This window comes from Xanthomonas prunicola, from assembly GCF_002846205.1.
Classification (GTDB): domain Bacteria; phylum Pseudomonadota; class Gammaproteobacteria; order Xanthomonadales; family Xanthomonadaceae; genus Xanthomonas; species Xanthomonas prunicola.
Window position 1 is genome coordinate 19,450 of sequence record NZ_PHKV01000012.1, and the last position, 16,443, is coordinate 35,892.

Consider the following 16,443-nt stretch of genomic DNA (forward strand, 5'->3'; position numbering starts at 1 on the left):
GGTTACGACTACGCGGGCAGGCGCAGCAGCGGTGGCACCGTGTGTTCCAGCCGACGGATCAGCGCCGGATCCATGTACGCGTAGTCGTCGGGAATCTGCAGACAGATCACCCGGCAATGGCGCAGGTGCGCAGCGAAGCGTTTACGCAGCAGTTGCAGGTGACGACGTTCCATCACCAGCACCACCTGCGCCTCTTGCAGCATTTCCGGGGTGACCTGCACTTCTGCGTCTGCGGCCAACCCTGCCGATTGCGCCTGCACGCCGGGCCAGTCGGCGAACACGCGCTCGGCGGTGGGGCTGCGCAGGTGGTTGCGGCTGCACACGAACAACACCCGCAACGGTTGCCCGCCGCGTGGGCTCAGCGGCCTTCGCGCAGGAAGCGCGCCATCGAGGAGACGCCCGGTAGCGCCGGTTCGAACTGGCCGGCCACATCGATGAAACCGCGCATGATGGCGATCTCACGCGGGGTGCGGTTGAGCGCATCGCGGCGGTCGGCATCGGCGCCGGCCCGCAGCAGGCGCTGCACCAGCAGCGGCAGGCCGTGCAGTGCGGCCAGATGCAGCGGGCCGAAGCCGCGCTGGTCGGCCACGTCCAGCGACACATCTTCGTCGAGCAGACGTTCGACCCCGGCCAGCACCACTTGCTCGTCGCAGGCGGTGCCCGGTTCGGCACGTGCGCCCAGCAACAGCAGCAACGGGCTGACCCGGCCACCAGCCAGGCAGTCCGCGTCGGCGCCAGCCAGCAGCAAGGTGTCCAGCAGAGCCAACAGGCGGTTCTTGTCGCGCGCAGTGAAGCCGTACAACGCGGCGCAATGCAGCGGCGCCAGCCCCTGATTGTCGGTGGCGTGCACGTCGGCTGCGGCGGTGAGCAGGCGCGCCACGATGTCCGGCAGGCCCAGCGCGCAGGCCAGCATCAGTACGGTCACGCCGCCCGGCAGGCGGTGTTCGATCTGCGCGCCGGCGTGTAGCAATGCAGCCACGATCTCGGTCTGGCGCATGCTCACGGCCGCCGACAACGGCGTGGCGCCGCTGTTGGCGGCACGCTGCGGATCGGCGCCGCGGCCGAGCAGATACGTGACCACGCCAAGGTGGCCACCACCAGCGGCACGCAGCAGCGCGGTGCAGCCCTGGGCGTCGACGGCGTCCACCGGCAGGCCGAGGTCGATCAGGCGACGCACTGCATCGGTATCGCCGGTCATTGCGGCGGCCGGCACATCTGCTTCGCGCAGCGTGCGACGCGGCAGCGACCAGATGCGCCAGTCCAGCCAGTCGGCCAGATCACGGCGGCCGATCGACAGCGCCACGCCCAGCGGGGTCTGCCCGTCGGCGGCGCGCGCTTCCGGCGAGGCGCCCTGTTTGACCAGCAGTTTCAGCGAGGCGTCGCGGCCGAGTGCGGTGGCCAAATGCAGGGCGGTCATGCCGTGACTGTCGCGCGCTTCGCGGTCCACGCCATGTTCCAGCAACCAGTGCTGCAGACGCAGCCAGCCCAGCCGCACGGCCAGCGACAACGGCGGATCGCCGGCGGCCGACGGGGCGAACGGGTCGGCGCCGCGTTCGAGCAATTCCAGCGCGAATTGTTCCAGTCCGCGCGATGCCGCATCGTGCTGCACGCAGGCGCTGAGCAGCCGGGTCAGGCCACCGGCACCTGCCGGGGAGACGCCATGCCGCAGCAACGCCTGCAGCGCCGGCACTGCCTCCACGCCGCGCGAGAGCAGCGCGAACATCGGCACATCGCCGCAGGCATCGCGCACTTCGGCATCGGCACCGTGACGCAGGAGCCAGTCGACCGCCTCGGCGTTCAAGGCCAGCTGCGCATCGTGCAGCAGGCCGCCAAGTTCTTCCGGGGCACACAGCCGCGCCAGCGCAACCAGGCCATCGCGCTGCCCGAACTGCAGGCCTTCACGCAGCAGCACCAGCGGCGGGCGATCTGGAAGGACGGCAACGCCAGGCGTATCGCCCTGCGCGTCGCTGACCGCGGCCGGCAACGGGTACGCGGGATCGAGCAGCTGCACGATCGCCCAACGTCCGGCTTCGGCGGCCACATCCACTGCGCGTCGACCTTGCGCATCGACGCTATCGGCTGGCACCTGCAAATCCAGCAGGCGGCGGATCAACGCCGGCGACACGTTGTCGGCGGCGCAGGCAAGCATCAATGCGTTGCGGCCATCGCCATCGATGGCCAGCACATCGGCCTTGCGCGCGATCAGGCGTTCCAGCACCGTGCTGCGCGCCTGCCGCGCGGCATCCAGCCACGGTGTGCGGCCGAGCAGATCGCGCGCTTCCAGATTGGCCCCGGCCGACAACAGCGCCTCGACGATGTCGCCGTGGCCGGCCAGTGCAGCTTCGTGCAAGGCACTGCGGCGCTGGCGGTCGCGGGCATCCACGCGCGCCTTGTGCTTGAGCAGCAATTGCACCCCGGCCGGGTCGTCTTCTTCGGTGCCAGCCGCGGCCAGCAGCACCGGGGCGCCTCCCTCGGGCTCGGAATGCGCGCCGCGTTCCAGCAGGAATTTGGCCAGCCGCCAGTTGCCGACCTGGCAGGCCATCGCCAGCGGCGAGTGACCTTCATTGTTAAGCGCGTCGAGCTCTGCGGCAGCATCGCGCAACAGCGCGGCCACGCCCGGGTCGGAACTGCGCACGGCGTGATGCAGGGGGGTGTTGCCGTCGTTGTCGGTGGAACGCGGGTCGGCACCGTTGGCCAGCAAGGTCATCACCGCATCCGGGCGGCCGTGCCAGCTGTCGCGGGTCGCGGCCAGCAGCGGGGTCATGCCGCGGTGCGGTTGGTTGACGTCGACGCGCCGCACGATCAACTCGCGCAGCAGGCGCAGATCCGGCAATACCGCCGCCAGCGCCGGCAGGCTGCGTTGATCGCGCCATTCCGGCAGCGGCAGCGCCTGCGGGTCGGCACCGGCCTCGAGCAATTGCAGCGCGCGATCCACCCGGCCACTGCGCGCGGCTTCAAAGAGTTCGGGCACCAGCTGATGCTGGGCCACCGGCTCCAGCGGGCGCGGTTCGGCGGCGGCTTCGGAGAAGAAATCGGCGGCCTGCCGTGCCGGCGGCGCATCGCTGCGCATCGGCGCGGCGGTGCGTTGCAGCAGCAGGTGGGCCGCCGGCAGCAGCACAGCGGCGGCAACCGCCAGCGCCCAGCGTAGGCCAGCAGACAACCAGCCCGGCCAGGCCAGCACCACGGCCAGGGTGCACATCGCCAGCACCAGTGCGGCTGCCAGCAGGCCGCGCCAGGCATGCAATTCTTGCGTCGCCAACGCATGCCAGCGCGGCGCCAGCGCACCACCGTCGCGTTCCACCTCGCCCCACAAGGGCCAGGTGCGCCACAACCCGAGCAGGGCGGCGCTGACTGCCACGCTCAACGCCAGCGCGGCAGCCAGGCTGCCGCTGTCGCGCAAGGCGGTCAGCGGCCAGCTGATCAGTGCGGCCAGCGCCAACAGGCCCACGCCCCACATGGCCAGTAACGGCGGCAGCGCTTGCGCGATGGCGCGCGGTTGGCTCGGCACTGTGCGCGTGCCACGCGCCCACGACACCGCCAGCGCCAAGGCCGGCTGCGCCAGCCACAGGCTCAGCGCAGCAACCACACCGCCAACGCCACCGAGCAGGCACAACACCACGCCGGCCGCGCCGGCCAGCGCTGCGGCGCGCATCCGTGCGCCACGCGCAGGCTCAGTCATAGTCGCACTCGCCTGCGAGCACGAGCGTTTTCGGCAATTGCAGATAGAACCCGTGCTTGCCCAGCGCCTCGCGCACCGTGGCTACGTCGGCCTGGGCCAGCCGGCGCTCGGGCGTCAACGCCACCTCCAGCACGAACGTAAACGGTGCCAGCTGTGCCTGCACGGCAGCAGGAAGACCGGAGAAATCGTCACGCGTGGCGAGATAGACGAAGGTGTCCTGCTTGCGTTGGCTTTTATAGACGTAGGCGTGCATGCGCGCGTGGTCGCGCTCGAAGAGAGGTGTGTCGCGTCGATTGTGTCGCAATTGCGGCGACGGCGAAAGCGCGACTTGCGCGAAAAATCCCAGCCGCGTCAGCGACATGACTGTGACGTTCAGTTGCGCTGTCCACAGGGCGGGCGCACGCCATCGATATACTGACCGCACTTTTTGCCAGCCAGACCATCGTGAGCCAAGCGCAGCATTCGTCCCAGATGGCCCCGGTTGCCGTCACCGCGTTCACTTCCACCACCGCGCTCGGCGCCGGGCTTGCCGCCCAGGCCGCCGCGTTGAACGCCCGCCGCAGCGGCCTGCGTCGCAACGATTTCGGCCCGCAGCCGCTGCTGCCCTGCTGGGTCGGCCGCGTCGACGGCGTAGAAGCGGTGGTGCTGCCCGATGCCCTGCAAGCGTGGGATTGCCGCAACAACCGCCTGGCCTGGCTGGCCCTGCAGCAAGACAGCATGGCGCAAGCGGTGCAGGCTGCCGCGCAGCGATACGGCGCCGAGCGCGTGGCGGTGATCATCGGCACGTCCACCTCCAGCATCGGCGCCAGCGAAGAGGCCTATACGCGGCTGGTCGAACACGCCGACGGCGCGCGCTTCCCCGAAGATCTGAATCGCCCGATCGTGCACACCCCGCATTCGCTGGGCGACTTCGTGCAGCACGCCACCGGCTTGCGGGGTCCGTGCGTCACCGTCGCCACGGCGTGTTCGTCCAGCGCCAAGGTGTTCGCCCAGGCGGCGCGGCTGATGGATGCCGGGGTCATCGACGCCGCGCTGGTCGGCGGCGTGGACACCTTGTGCGGCAGCGTGCTGTTTGGCTTCAACTCGCTGCAGGTGGTGGCGCCGGAAATGTGCCAGCCCTTCGACGCACGCCGGGTCGGCCTGAGCCTGGGCGAGGCCGGCGGCTTTGCGCTGCTCGAACGCCCGGCTGCCGCCCCGGATGCAGCGCTGTGGCTGTACGGCTATGGCGAATCCAGCGACGCGCATCATATGTCGGCACCGCATCCGCAAGGTCTGGGCGCGCAGTTGGCAATGCGTGGCGCGCTCGACCGCGGCGGTCTGGAGCCGGCTGCGGTGGGCTATCTGAATCTGCACGGCACCGCCACGCCGGCCAACGACAGCGTGGAAGCCGCCGCCGTGGCAGCGATCTTCCCCGGCACCTTGCACGCCAGCTCGACCAAGGCCTGGACCGGCCACACCCTGGGCGCGGCCGGCATCGTTGAATCGGTGATCGCCCTGCTGGCGCTGCGCGACGGCGTGCTGCCGGGCACGCTCAACAGCGAGGTGCCCGACCCGGCCTGCGGCCCGCAGATCCGCTTTGACAACGCCCATGCCCGGATCGACTACGCCATGAACAACTCTTTCGGCTTTGGCGGCAACAACTGTTCGCTGCTGTTCGGGCGGGCCCGCTGATGCTGACCGCAACCATCGAAGGCATCGGCTTCTGGACCCAGGGGCTGCCCAACTGGGAGGCTGCCAGCGCATTCGCGCGCGGCGGCGCGCTGCAGGAAACCCCCGCTCGCCCGGCGCCGCAATTGCTGGCCGCCAACGAACGCCGCCGTGCGCCGGACACCGTGGCGGTGTCGCTGGAAGCGGCGCTGGCCGCCTGCAGCGCCGCTGGCCGCGACCCGGCCAGCCTGCCGTCCATCTTTACCTCCACCTACGGCGATCTGGCCATCTCCGACTACATGTGCACCACCCTGGCCAGCGACCCATTGGCGATCTCGCCGACCAAGTTCCACAACTCGGTGCATAACGCCGCGGCCGGCTACTGGACCATCGGCGCCGGCGCGATGACCCCGGCGACCGCGATGAGCGCCAGCCTGGGCAGCTTCGCGCAGGGCCTGCTGGAAGCGCTGGTACAACGCGCCGCCGGCGCGGAAGCAGTGCTGCTGGCCAGCTACGACGCCCGCTCGGTCGGGCCGCTGGGTCGGGTCGCGCCCAGCCAAGGGCTGCTCGGTAGCGCGCTGGTGCTGGGCACGCCCGGCCAGGCCGGCAAGCCGCAGCTGCGCGCGCAGTTGGAAGACGGTGCGCCCTCGCCTGGCGATGGCGCGCTGGCATGTCACGTCGCCAGCAATGCGATGGCGCCGATGCTGCCGCTGTTCGACCTGCTGGCCGGCAATGGCCACAGCGTGGCGCTGTATGCCGCCCCGGGCCGGGTATTGCGCGTGGAGATTCAACGATGAGCCGGCAACCGCTGAGCCGCGACGACACCGCCATTCTGGTGCCGGCGTTGAACGAGGCGCTGCGCATCCGCGAAGTGGTCACCGACGCGCTGACCTATTGCTCGCACGTCATCGTGATCGACGACGGCTCCGACGACGGCACCGCCGAGTGCATCGCCGGCATGCCGGTCACGCTGATCCGTCACCCGCAGCGCATGGGCAAGGGCGCCGCGTTGCGCAGCGGCTTTGCGCAGGCGCAGCAGATGGGCATGCGCGCAGTGATGACCATGGACGGCGACGGGCAGCACAAGGCGGCCGACTTCCCGCGCTTGTTGGCCGCGGCCAACCGCCACCCCGGCTGCGTGATCGTCGGTGCGCGCATGCGCAAGCGCGCCACCCAGCCCACCATCCGCCGCATCGGCAACGATTTTGGTGACTGGGGCATTGCCTGGGGTTGCGGCTTTCGCCTGGTGGACAGCCAGAGCGGCCAGCGGCTGTATCCGGCCTCGGTGTTCACCCTGCCGAATGTGCCCGGCGAAGGCTTCGTGTTCGAAGCCCAGCTGCTGATTTCAGCCGCACGCCAGGCCGGCGCGCGCGTGGTCGCGGTGCCGATCGAAACCCGCTATGCCGGCACCTCGCCGGGCACCTTCCGCAAGAGCCATTTCCGGCTGGTGCGCGACCTGTGGAACATCACCTCGCATGTGGTCAAGCAGGTGTGGGCTTATGGCCACATCTGGCGCGAGTACCGCAACGTGCGCGCCAACCCGGTGCTCATCGACGATGCCGACGCCGAATTTGCTACTGTGCCTGCGGTTACCAAGAGCAAGCCATCCCCATGAATGCACAGCGTGCCGATGTCGTGATCACCGGTGGTGGTCTGGCCGGCCTGAGTCTGGCCTTGCAGCTGCGTCAACGCGACCCGGAGCTTGCGATCACCGTGCTGGAGCGCCGTGCGCACCCGGTGCGCGAGGCGGCGTTCAAGGTGGGCGAATCCACGGTGGAAATCGGCGCGCATTATTTTGCCGACGTGCTGGGCCTGCGCGAGCATCTGGAGACCGAGCAGATCCGCAAGTTCGGTTTCCGCTTTTTCTTCTCCGACAAGCGCGAGGACATCGACCGCTGCACCGAGCTGGGCGTCAGCCAGATCCTGCCGACGCCGTCGTGGCAGATCGACCGCGGCCGCTTCGAGAATTTCCTCGGTGAACGTGCGCGTGCGCAGGGCATCGCCTTTGTCGACAGTTGCAGCGTCAAAGGCATCGAGTTGTCCGAAGACGACACCGACCATGCGGTGCGCTTCGAACGCGACGGCACGCCCGGCACGCTGAGCGCACGCTGGGTGGTGGATGCCAGCGGCCGCGCTGGCCTGCTCAAGCGCAAGCTCGGCCTGGCGCAGGACAACGACCACAACGCCAACGCGGTGTGGTGGCGGGTGGAAGGTCTGATCGACCCCAATGGCTGGTCGCAGGACAGCAGCTGGCTACAGCGCTGCACACCGCCGGACCGCTGGCGTTCGACCAATCACATGTGCGGGCCGGGTTACTGGTTCTGGCTGATTCCGCTGTCTTCGGGCGCGCATTCGCTGGGCATCGTCTGCGATGCAGCCATGCATCCGATGGAGAGCATGAATACCCATGAGAAGGCGATGACCTGGCTGCGCACGCATCAGCCCCGGGTCGCCGCCACGCTCGACCAGGCCGACTACCAGCTGCAGGACTTTCTGTTCCTGCGCAACTTCTCTTACGGCTGCAAGCAGGTGTTCTCGCCGCAGCGCTGGGCACTGACCGGCGAAGCGGGCGTGTTCCTGGATCCGTTCTATTCGCCCGGCAGCGACTTCATCGCGATCTCCAACACCTACATCTGCGAATTGATCGGCCGCGACCGTGCCGGCAAATCGCTCAGCCCGTATGTGGAACTGTACGAGCAGCTGTATTTCTCGTTCTACGAAAACACCTTGACCCTGTATCAAGACCAGTACGCGCTGTTCGGCGACGAGCAGGTCATGCCGGTCAAGGTGATCTGGGATTACACCTACTACTGGTCGTTGCTGGCACCGCTGTTCTGCAGCGGGCGCATCGCCAATCTCAGTTTGCTCTCGCGCATGAAAAACGACTTTCTGTCTGCGCGCGATATGAATCTGGCAATGCAGCAGGTGCTGCACGACTGGGGCATGCGCAATACTGACCAGGGCATCACCACCGGCACCGGACGGCTGCTGGACCAATACCTGATCGGCTGGTTCAACGAGCTCAATGGCGCATTGAACGACACGCTGGACGACGACGCGTTTGTCGCGCGCATTCATCGCAACGTCGCGCAGATGGCGGTATTGGCACGCGAGATCCTGCAGCAGGCACGTCAACGCTACCCGGACCTTCCCGACCACGGTCTGGATGCGTTGACTGCCAATGCCAACGGCGATCCGATTCTTACTGCCCCCTGGTATGCCGACGCGGCGTGAGACCTGCCATACGTAGGGTGCGCGAATGAAATTCGCCTGTTTCGCTACATTAGTTGCAATCAACATACCGACGTATGCAGCAGAGCTTGCCTCGTGCTCAAATCCTGAGGGAAAAGGCCATTACGCCGAGACAGGCGTCATTACAGCCAAAGACAGTGGCTGGAACGATGAAAGGATCACAGGCGGTCTGACCAAGCTCTCAAAGCATGGGGACGATTACGATCTGATTTATGTAGATGTTCGCCAGGAGATAGTGTCAGCTCGCGAGGAAGGAGCACGAATAATGCTTCTGAGCCGGGGCATCACTTCGCTATCCGTTCTGGTTATTTATCCGGGGAAGACCGCCGAGGTTTACACCTTTCTCAAGACATCCTCAGGAAAACTGGAATACATCCACACGCTTAGTCGTGCTGGTGATGACGTCCTCATTACCAAGGCATCCGTGATGCGTGGGCAGTGTCGCTACATCAACTTCGACGCAATTTAGGGCGGCTACCAAAACGTAGCGAGCAGTCGTCAGGTGGGCGTGGACGGCGCACTCAGAACCGGAATGTACGAGTTGTACATGAGGATTCGAGCACCGGCCGCGCCCGCCTGGCGGCTACGCAGTAGTTTTGTTAGTCGCCCTCAGCCCATCCCACCGTTGACGCCAATGACTTGGCCATTGATGTAGCCGGCCGCTTCCGAGCACAGAAAGGCGACCAGCGCAGCCACTTCATCGGGCGTGCCGACGCGGCCGGCCGGTACCAATTGCTTGATCACCTCCGGTGCAAAACTGTCGCCGACCATGTCGCTTTCGATGACGCCGGGCGCGACAACATTCACTGCGATACCGCGGCTGGCCATTTCGCGCGCGAGCGACTTGCTGGCACCGTGCAACGCTGCCTTGGCGGCGGCGTAGTTGGTCTGTCCGCGATTGCCCAACACGGCCGCCACCGACGACACACTGACGATGCGGCCCCAACGCGTGCGCGCCATCGGCAGCAACAACGGCTGGGTCACGTGGAAGAAACCGTGCAGGGAGACATCGATCACGCGATGCCACTGCTCTACGTTCATACCCGCCATCGGCGCGTCGTCATGGATGCCCGCGTTGTTGACCACGATCTGGATCGGACCGGCTTCCAGCAAGCGCTCCAACGCCACCGAACTTGCCTGCGCGTCAGCCACATCGAAGGTCACTGCCTGTGCGCTACCGCCATCGGCCACGATCGCAGCAACCACCTCTTGCGCACGCGCCAAATTGCGATTGGCATGCACGATCACATGCCGGCCCTGCGCAGCCAGGTGACGGCAGATCGCACCGCCAAGATCGCCGCTGCCGCCGGTGACGAGTGCGCGACGTTGTGGAATGGATGTGCTCATGAACGTCTCGATGGAGCCGCATATGCGGCGGCGGGAACAAAAGAGGGCATCATCCTAACCAGTCATACGGGCCAGATGCCAGCAATCTGCTCAAGACTGATAACGCTGCGCGACTGAGAAAACGAAGGCACATCACGCGGTGATGCGGGCATGCGGTTGTGCACCAACGCCACCCCCAGATCAGCCGGACATCGCGCCGACGCCGAGCCAATACAAGGATCAAACGCGCTACGACTGCGCGGCCCCCAGCATCACCGTGGCACGCCCTTCGGCAAGCACGTGCTCGCCATGCGTCAGGCGAAAACTGTATTGCTGGCTATCCTCGCCCTGCATCAGCACCTGTGCTTGGCAGTCGATCGCCTCCGGCAGCGTTTCCAGATAGCTCACGTGCAACTCCACGCCACGCAGCGCCACCAGCATGCCCGGGCGTACCGGCTTGCCAGACGCGCGGCCCAGCAGACCACCATGCACGGCCATGGCCTGCGCGCCGTATTCGCACAGATGTAGCGCACGCAGGCGCCCGTTGGACCGCAACGGATGCGCATCGCTGCGATGCGCGTGACTGCGCAGCACGATGCGCTGCGCATCCCACTCGATCACTTCTTCCCACAGGCACATGCTGCCCTGGTGCGGAATCAGCGTGGCAATCGCGTCACGTCCCTGCATGCGGCTCTCCATTGGCAGTGCGTTCCAGCGCTGGTTCGCGCGACACCAGCAAGGCCAGAATGAAATTGAACAACACGCCCAGCGCCACCGTGCTGCCGATGGCACGCAATACCGGAATGCTGGAAGCGGCCAACAACGCGAACACCAGCAGCGTCATCAGGCTGCATACGATCAATGCGTGCAGCGTGCGTAGCTGGTCGGCATGATCGTCGCCGGCGTGATCGAAGAACAGTGCGTAGTCCAGGCCCAGACCGGCAGCCAGGATCAGCGCAATCAGATGGAACAGATTGAGCTCCACCCCGGTGCCGCGAAGGATGGCCAAGATCAGCACCGTGGTCAGCGCCATCGGCAGCAGCACGCGTACGATGCGGCGCGGGCTGCGCAGTGCGATCGCCACGGTCACCGCAAGCAACAATGCGGCCAGTACCAGCGCACCGAGCACGCGTCCACGATAGGCGGCCACCAGCGATTCGGAGGCGTCCTTCAGATCCAGCAATTGCGCGCCGCTGCCTTGCACGGCAGCTGCCAGGACCGCCGGATCGCGCAGGCCGGTCAACGACACCAACGCGGTGCTGCGATCGCCACGGCCCAGCAACAGGCCACCGACCGACGTCGCCAGCGGCGAGCCGATCAGATCCTTCGGCAGCAGCGGTGCGGCGTGCTTGGCTTCATTCAGATCCTGCAGGAACGGCGCAAATGCATCGCTGCGGAACGGCGTGGTGGCGACGGCAGTCTCGGTCAACGCACGCGCCTGCGCGGCGTCGGGCAATGCCGCCTGCCGCGCATGCTGGGTCTTGGCGCTGGGCAGATAGCGTGCCGCCATGTCGTAACCGAGCAACGCACCATCGCGCACCAATGCATCCAGGCGCGGGCGCAATTGCTCGCTGGCCTGCAACGCCGCCTCATCGTTCGCTGCCGGCAGTGCCAGCACGTAACGCACATCCGGCGCGCCCAGTTCCTGACGCAGATGCATGTCCTGCGCCAATGCCTTGGGCGGCACCGGCGTCAGCTTCGACAGATCGTTCTGCCAGAACTGCCCCGGCGCAAACACGATCACCGCAAGGCCAACCATGGCCATCACCGCCAGGCTGATGCGTGGCCGCGGCAAGCGCGCCACGCCCCGCCACAGCACAGCCAGCAGGCGCGAATCGGCATAGTCGCGCGGGGCCGGATCGATCAGGGCCGGAAGCATCCACCGCGTGGTGACCGCGGCGGTGGCAAGGCCGGCGATGGTGAACACCGCCAGCTGCCGCAAGCCATCCACACCGGAAAACAGGAAGGTCACATAGGCAATGCAGGTGGAGACCACCCCGGTGGCCAGCGTCGGCCACAGATGCCGCGCGTTTTCGCGTGGATCCAGACCGGGGCGCTGATGGCTGAACAGGTGAATCGGATAATCCTGCACCACGCCGATCAGCGTGAACCCGAACGCCACGGTGATGCCGTGCACGCCGTCGAATAGCAGTGCGACAGCACCCAAACCGGCCAGACCGGCGCTGGCCAGCGGCAACACGCCAAGGACCGGAATCTTCCAGCTGCGGTAGGCCACCAGCAGCAACAGCACCAGACCCACCGTATCCAGGGTGCCGATCCACTGCGCCTCGCCTTGGGTGCGCGCGGTGATTTCCACGGCGAATGCGCCCGGCCCGGTCAGCGTCAACTGCGTGGACGTGCCTTTGCTGACTTTCGCGAAAGCCGCTTGCACGGCGTCATAGGCCAGTTGCTGGCCGGTAGGGTCGAAACCGGCCGCGCGTGTCTGCACGATCAACAGCGCCGAGGTGCCGGCACGATCGAACCACACGTCATTGCGCGTCTGCGGCATCGTTGCCGGCTGCAGGGTTTCGGCCAGATGCAGGATTTCCATCGTGGGGTCGCGCGGCAGCAACGGTTCCACCATGGCCGCCGCCGGCGAGCCCAGATCCTGCACGCGTGCCTGCAACGCGGTTTGCAGCGTCGGCGCGTCGAGCGGGGTCGTGTCGAAGCTGTCGCTGAGCAGGTAGCGATACGGCAGCAAGCGCTTGGGAATCGCCTCCAACCCAGCGCTGCCACCGTTGCCGACCAGTTCGAACAGGTCCGGCTGTGCGGCCAGCGCTTTCTGCAGTTGCTGCGACTGCTCGGCCAAGGTGACGGGGTCGCTATTGGACAACGCCATCAGCAGCAGCCGCGACCCAGGGCCTTCGCCGAGCTCTTCGATCAACAGTTTTTGCGCCGGCGTGCGCGGGGCGGGCATGAATTTACGCAGGTCGCCAGTGACCTTGAGCGTCTCGCTCAGCCAGAATCCGGCCACTGCCAGCAATGCCAGCCACAGCAGCGCCAGGCCGATGCGGCGGTTTGCGTTCAATTCAAGCGCCATGGTATGCGTGTCCTGCTACAGCGGCCGAACGCCCACCGGCCGTGCGCACGGCATCGGCGGTTATCGGCGAGATGCGCTTTCCAGTTGCCAATGGTGAGATGTTTTCAGAGACGACCGGCGCAACCATCCCGCGCGCGGTCACGCGCCCGAACCGTGGCAGAGCGTGGTCAGCGCGGCGGTATCGGTCACGCCGGCCGCCGCGCGCGCCGCGCCGGCCAGCAGCGTGCGCTGCACGTCCCCCTTGGCCGGAACGCTTTCGATACAGCGCAGTTCGTCGTTGCGTCCGTACAGACGCAATTCGCGCACCTGCTTGGCCACGGCGGCGTCCTTGGGCTGCAACGTCAGCTGCCAGGCCTGCGGCTGGCCCTGCCCGTTGACGCTATAGTGCTGCTCCAGCAGCGTCCGGTCACCCGACAGCAACGCGCCGAAGCCGGACTTCAAGCCGGCCAGTTCGGGCACGCGGCTCAACGAAAAACGGCGTGGCGATTTGCCTTCGCGTTCCAGCACGCCTTCGTCGCCGGTCAGCGTGGTGGTTTCGTGGTAGGGCGCACTCACCTCGCGCACCAGCGTCTGCGCATCCGGGCGACGGTAGTGCCCCTCCACGCGCAACGGCGTTTTCAGCAAGGCAGAACCCCGCAGTTCGACGAATTCGGTGCTGACTGGTGCGGGGCGAGCCAGGCGCTGCAGCACCTGCCCGACGTCCAGCGTCTCAGGCGGTGCGGCGCATAGCGGTGCGGCGCTGAACAGCAGTATCAGCATCCACGGCAGGGTGCGGCACATCGGCATGGTGGGTGTTCCAGAAATCGTAGAAGTTGAACCAGTTGTACGGCGCGTAGCAGGTGTAATGTTCCAGCCTGGCAGCGTAATCGCGCATGAGTACCGCAAGCACGGGGGCGCGCTGACGACGCGGCACGTCCAGACCTTCGCTGAAGGTTTCGAATGCCAGCTCGTAATGATTGCCACCACGATACAAGCCGAACGCCAGCACCACCGGCACCTTGAGCGCAGCGGCGATCAGCCAGGGCGAGGTCGGGAACATCGCGTTGCGGCCGAGGAACATCGCCGGCAGCGCCGGGTCGCCTTCGCGCGGGCGGTCGATGAGCAGCGCCACCAGCGCACCTGCATCGGTGGCGTCCTTGATCGCCATGACGATCGAGGTTGCATCCATGCCGGCGTCGATGATGTTGGCAGCCAGCTGCGGGTTGAGCGCACCCAGCAGGTCGGTCATGGCGCGGTTGTGCGCCTTGTCCAGCACCACCTTGACCTGCACGTCCGGACGCTCGGTGGCCAGCACGCGCAGCGCATCGAAGCTGCCCAGGTGCGAGCCGAAGATCAGCACGCCGCGACCGCGATCCATTTGCGTGTGCAGTTGATCCAGGCCGCTGATGTCCACGCGGAAGCGCTGCATCTGCCCGCACAGCATGTAGACCCGGTCCAGGATGGTCGACGCAAAGGTGTGGATGTGGCGCGCCACATCGCGCAGCGTGGCCGGACGGCCCAGCACCCGCGCCAGATAGGCACGCGAGGCCGCGCGTTCAGGCGCACGCACCAGCAGGAAATACAGCGTGATCGGATACAGCAGCGCGCGCCCCACGTTACGCCCGCCGTGCTGGGCGATACCGCGGATCAGCCACAACGCAAAGCGCCCACCGCCTTCCGGACGCTGTTTCCAGTGCTTGCTCATGCCGCCGCCTCCGCCACCAGTTCGCCGCTGACCAGCAGTGCACCGTCGCGCTGCACGCGGAAGCGCCAGCGCGGGCCATCGCCTTCCAGCGTGACCGAGGCGGTCTGCCCGGGCAGCAACGGCTGCACGAACTTCACCTGCGGCAGGCGTGCGGCTGCGCGCGGACCATGCAGTGCTTCCACGGCCTGCAGCACATGGTCGAGCACGACCACGCCAGGCACCACGGGGCGACCCGGAAAGTGCCCGGGCAGGCAGGGATGATCATGCGGCACGACGAAATCCATAAGCGCAGAACTCAGATCCTGGGTTGAAGCATTGCAGCCACGGCCTTGTGTGCCTGCTCGGTCAATTGTTGGCGATCCGGCGCATCCGGCCCGGTTACCGCGATCGGCGTACCGATCCGCACGCGGATGATGCCGGGGCGCACCCTGAACAGGCCATCGACCGGCAATACCTTGCCGCAGCCGTCCAGCGCCACCGGAACCACCTGCACGCCAGCATCGATAGCGGCCTGCAGTAGCCCGGCCTTGAATGGCAATAATGCGCCGGTGCGGCTGCGGGTGCCTTCGGGAAACAGACACAACTGTTTGCCCTCGCGCAACAGCGCGGCGGCCTGACGGCGCACCAGCGCCCCCGCCCTGCGGCTGTCGCGGTCCAGAAACAGCATGCCGGTGGCGCGCGCATACCAGTTCACGAACGGCACCTTGAGCATTTCTTCCTTGAGCAAGAAGCGCAGCGGCACCGGCAGGGCATAGAACAGCGCGCAAATGTCGATGATCGACTGGTGGTTGCTCACGAACAGATAGTTCTTGGACCAATCCACCCGCTCGCGCCCTTCCACGATGACCTTGGCGCCCGCACCGCGGAACAGCACCGGCGACCACATCCAGCCGCCCATGCGCAGCATCCGGTCGGCATCGCGCGTGATCGCCAGCAATACCAACGCGTAGACGATCCCGCCAGCGGTAAAGGCCAGCGTGAACGCCAATTGCAACAGGTTGAACACAGTCCACGCCAGGCGCGACGGCATCCTTGCCAACGGCATCTTTGTCTTGTCCCCGAAAATATGCACGTACGTCGCTACCCCTGGCCACGCACTCAGCGCAGCAGATCGCGCCAGAAGTCCGGCCCGAGCCGCGCCATCTGACGCAAGAAGTCTGGCAGATTACGATAGGGACGCTGCGGAAACCAGCGGCCGCGCAATAGATATTCCCCAATGAAGAAGCCACCAATCACGCCATAGCAGAGCAGATTGGCGAACAACGAGGCGCGCGCGTCGCTGATCGGCAGCGGCGAGGCATCGCCCAACTGCGCCAGCACGCCGCTGGGTTCGGCGCACAGGCCCAGCACCAGATTCGCCAGGGTCAGGCCGCAGAGCAGCAGTGCCCAGGCCAGCGTGAGGCGGCGCGTGTAGCGGCGTTGCTCGGGGGTGATCGGCATGCCGGCCTGGCCGTACAGGCCTTCCACAATGCGCGTGATCAGCGGCGTGCGTCCGGCCCGCAGGCTGCGCCCGAAGAACCAGGCGACCCAACCGGTAAACACCACCGGCGGCGCCGCCAGCACCAACATCGCATACGGCGAATGCCACAACGCGCCCAGTCCGGCAAGGAGCAGCAGTGCCAGCGCCCAGGCCCAGGCCCGACGCGCAACCATCGGTTCGATCAACACCATCAGCACCAGCAAACCGCCGGCGACGACGGCCACCTCCGGGCGATGGCTGGCATTGGCCCAATGGGCCAACGGCGAATACGCCACCGCCAGCAGAACGCCTAGCCCCAGCACCCACGCGGGTGCGTCGGGGGATTGCGCAGTCGG

At 66.8% G+C, this 16,443-nt stretch carries 16 protein-coding genes and 1 other RNA gene; 5 read left to right on the top strand and 12 right to left on the bottom strand.

Annotation, left to right across the window (positions count from 1 at the left end):
- Positions 1-8: 8 nt before the first annotated feature.
- Genes XpruCFBP8353_RS20510 through XpruCFBP8353_RS20520 form a run of 3 tightly spaced genes read right to left on the bottom strand, consistent with a single transcriptional unit; the run spans position 9 to position 3,932 of the window.
- Positions 9-332 carry a low molecular weight protein tyrosine phosphatase family protein gene (locus XpruCFBP8353_RS20510; protein WP_101364880.1) on the bottom strand — a complete coding sequence of 108 codons (324 nt, stop codon included), beginning with the start codon at positions 330-332 and terminating at the stop codon, positions 9-11.
- 26 nt (positions 333-358) lie between these two features.
- Positions 359-3,679, bottom strand: coding sequence for an ankyrin repeat domain-containing protein (locus XpruCFBP8353_RS20515; protein ID WP_101364881.1), 3,321 nt, complete (start codon positions 3,677-3,679; stop codon positions 359-361).
- A complete protein-coding gene (locus XpruCFBP8353_RS20520; protein WP_101364924.1) occupies positions 3,672-3,932 on the bottom strand; it encodes a YcgL domain-containing protein in 261 nt (86 codons plus the stop codon). Before XpruCFBP8353_RS20520 ends, XpruCFBP8353_RS20515 begins: the two co-directional genes overlap by 8 nt.
- A gap of 218 nt (positions 3,933-4,150) precedes the next feature.
- Here XpruCFBP8353_RS20520 and XpruCFBP8353_RS20525 point away from each other — a divergent pair, with 218 nt between their 5' ends.
- Genes XpruCFBP8353_RS20525 through XpruCFBP8353_RS20545 form a run of 5 tightly spaced genes read left to right on the top strand, consistent with a single transcriptional unit; the run spans position 4,151 to position 9,047 of the window.
- Entirely contained in the window at positions 4,151-5,350 is a 1,200-nt protein-coding gene (locus tag XpruCFBP8353_RS20525; protein ID WP_101364882.1) for a beta-ketoacyl-[acyl-carrier-protein] synthase family protein, read from the top strand.
- A complete protein-coding gene (locus XpruCFBP8353_RS20530) occupies positions 5,350-6,123 on the top strand; it encodes a beta-ketoacyl synthase chain length factor (protein ID WP_101364883.1) in 774 nt (257 codons plus the stop codon). Before XpruCFBP8353_RS20525 ends, XpruCFBP8353_RS20530 begins: the two co-directional genes overlap by 1 nt.
- Positions 6,120-6,941, top strand: a complete 822-nt coding sequence (locus XpruCFBP8353_RS20535) for a glycosyltransferase family 2 protein (protein WP_101364884.1) — start codon at positions 6,120-6,122, stop codon at positions 6,939-6,941. The genes XpruCFBP8353_RS20530 and XpruCFBP8353_RS20535 overlap by 4 nt, the downstream gene beginning before the upstream one ends.
- A complete protein-coding gene (locus XpruCFBP8353_RS20540) occupies positions 6,938-8,560 on the top strand; it encodes an NAD(P)/FAD-dependent oxidoreductase (protein WP_101364885.1) in 1,623 nt (540 codons plus the stop codon). Before XpruCFBP8353_RS20535 ends, XpruCFBP8353_RS20540 begins: the two co-directional genes overlap by 4 nt.
- Positions 8,561-8,585: 25 nt before the next feature.
- Positions 8,586-9,047, top strand: a complete 462-nt coding sequence (locus XpruCFBP8353_RS20545) for a hypothetical protein (RefSeq protein WP_101364886.1) — start codon at positions 8,586-8,588, stop codon at positions 9,045-9,047.
- A 3-nt stretch (positions 9,048-9,050) separates the two neighbouring features.
- On the opposite strand, the gene XpruCFBP8353_RS20550 is transcribed toward XpruCFBP8353_RS20545, so the two are convergent.
- The 9 genes from XpruCFBP8353_RS20550 to XpruCFBP8353_RS20590 all read right to left on the bottom strand — a co-directional run bounded on the left by XpruCFBP8353_RS20550 (position 9,051) and on the right by XpruCFBP8353_RS20590 (position 16,410).
- Positions 9,051-9,127, bottom strand: a non-coding RNA gene (locus XpruCFBP8353_RS20550) — sX9 sRNA.
- A gap of 60 nt (positions 9,128-9,187) precedes the next feature.
- Positions 9,188-9,925, bottom strand: a complete 738-nt coding sequence (gene fabG / locus XpruCFBP8353_RS20555) for a 3-oxoacyl-ACP reductase FabG (protein ID WP_101364887.1) — start codon at positions 9,923-9,925, stop codon at positions 9,188-9,190.
- A gap of 228 nt (positions 9,926-10,153) precedes the next feature.
- Entirely contained in the window at positions 10,154-10,591 is a 438-nt protein-coding gene (locus XpruCFBP8353_RS20560; RefSeq protein ID WP_101364925.1) for a hotdog family protein, read from the bottom strand.
- Complete coding sequence (locus XpruCFBP8353_RS20565; protein ID WP_101364888.1) at positions 10,578-12,944, bottom strand: MMPL family transporter; 2,367 nt, start codon at positions 12,942-12,944, stop codon at positions 10,578-10,580. The genes XpruCFBP8353_RS20560 and XpruCFBP8353_RS20565 overlap by 14 nt, the downstream gene beginning before the upstream one ends.
- A 138-nt stretch (positions 12,945-13,082) precedes the next feature.
- The gene (locus tag XpruCFBP8353_RS20570) at positions 13,083-13,730 is read right to left on the bottom strand and encodes a LolA-related protein (RefSeq protein WP_101364889.1); all 648 of its coding nucleotides are present in this window, start codon (positions 13,728-13,730) and stop codon (positions 13,083-13,085) included.
- Positions 13,654-14,628, bottom strand: a complete 975-nt coding sequence (locus tag XpruCFBP8353_RS20575) for an LpxL/LpxP family acyltransferase (RefSeq protein ID WP_101364890.1) — start codon at positions 14,626-14,628, stop codon at positions 13,654-13,656. Before XpruCFBP8353_RS20575 ends, XpruCFBP8353_RS20570 begins: the two co-directional genes overlap by 77 nt.
- The gene (locus tag XpruCFBP8353_RS20580; RefSeq protein ID WP_228313491.1) at positions 14,625-14,852 is read right to left on the bottom strand and encodes a hypothetical protein; all 228 of its coding nucleotides are present in this window, start codon (positions 14,850-14,852) and stop codon (positions 14,625-14,627) included. Before XpruCFBP8353_RS20580 ends, XpruCFBP8353_RS20575 begins: the two co-directional genes overlap by 4 nt.
- A gap of 71 nt (positions 14,853-14,923) precedes the next feature.
- Entirely contained in the window at positions 14,924-15,673 is a 750-nt protein-coding gene (locus XpruCFBP8353_RS20585) for a lysophospholipid acyltransferase family protein (RefSeq protein WP_101364892.1), read from the bottom strand.
- 53 nt (positions 15,674-15,726) lie between these two features.
- Positions 15,727-16,410, bottom strand: a complete 684-nt coding sequence (locus XpruCFBP8353_RS20590) for a COG4648 family protein (RefSeq protein ID WP_162301138.1) — start codon at positions 16,408-16,410, stop codon at positions 15,727-15,729.
- Between the last annotated feature and the right edge of the window lie 33 nt (positions 16,411-16,443).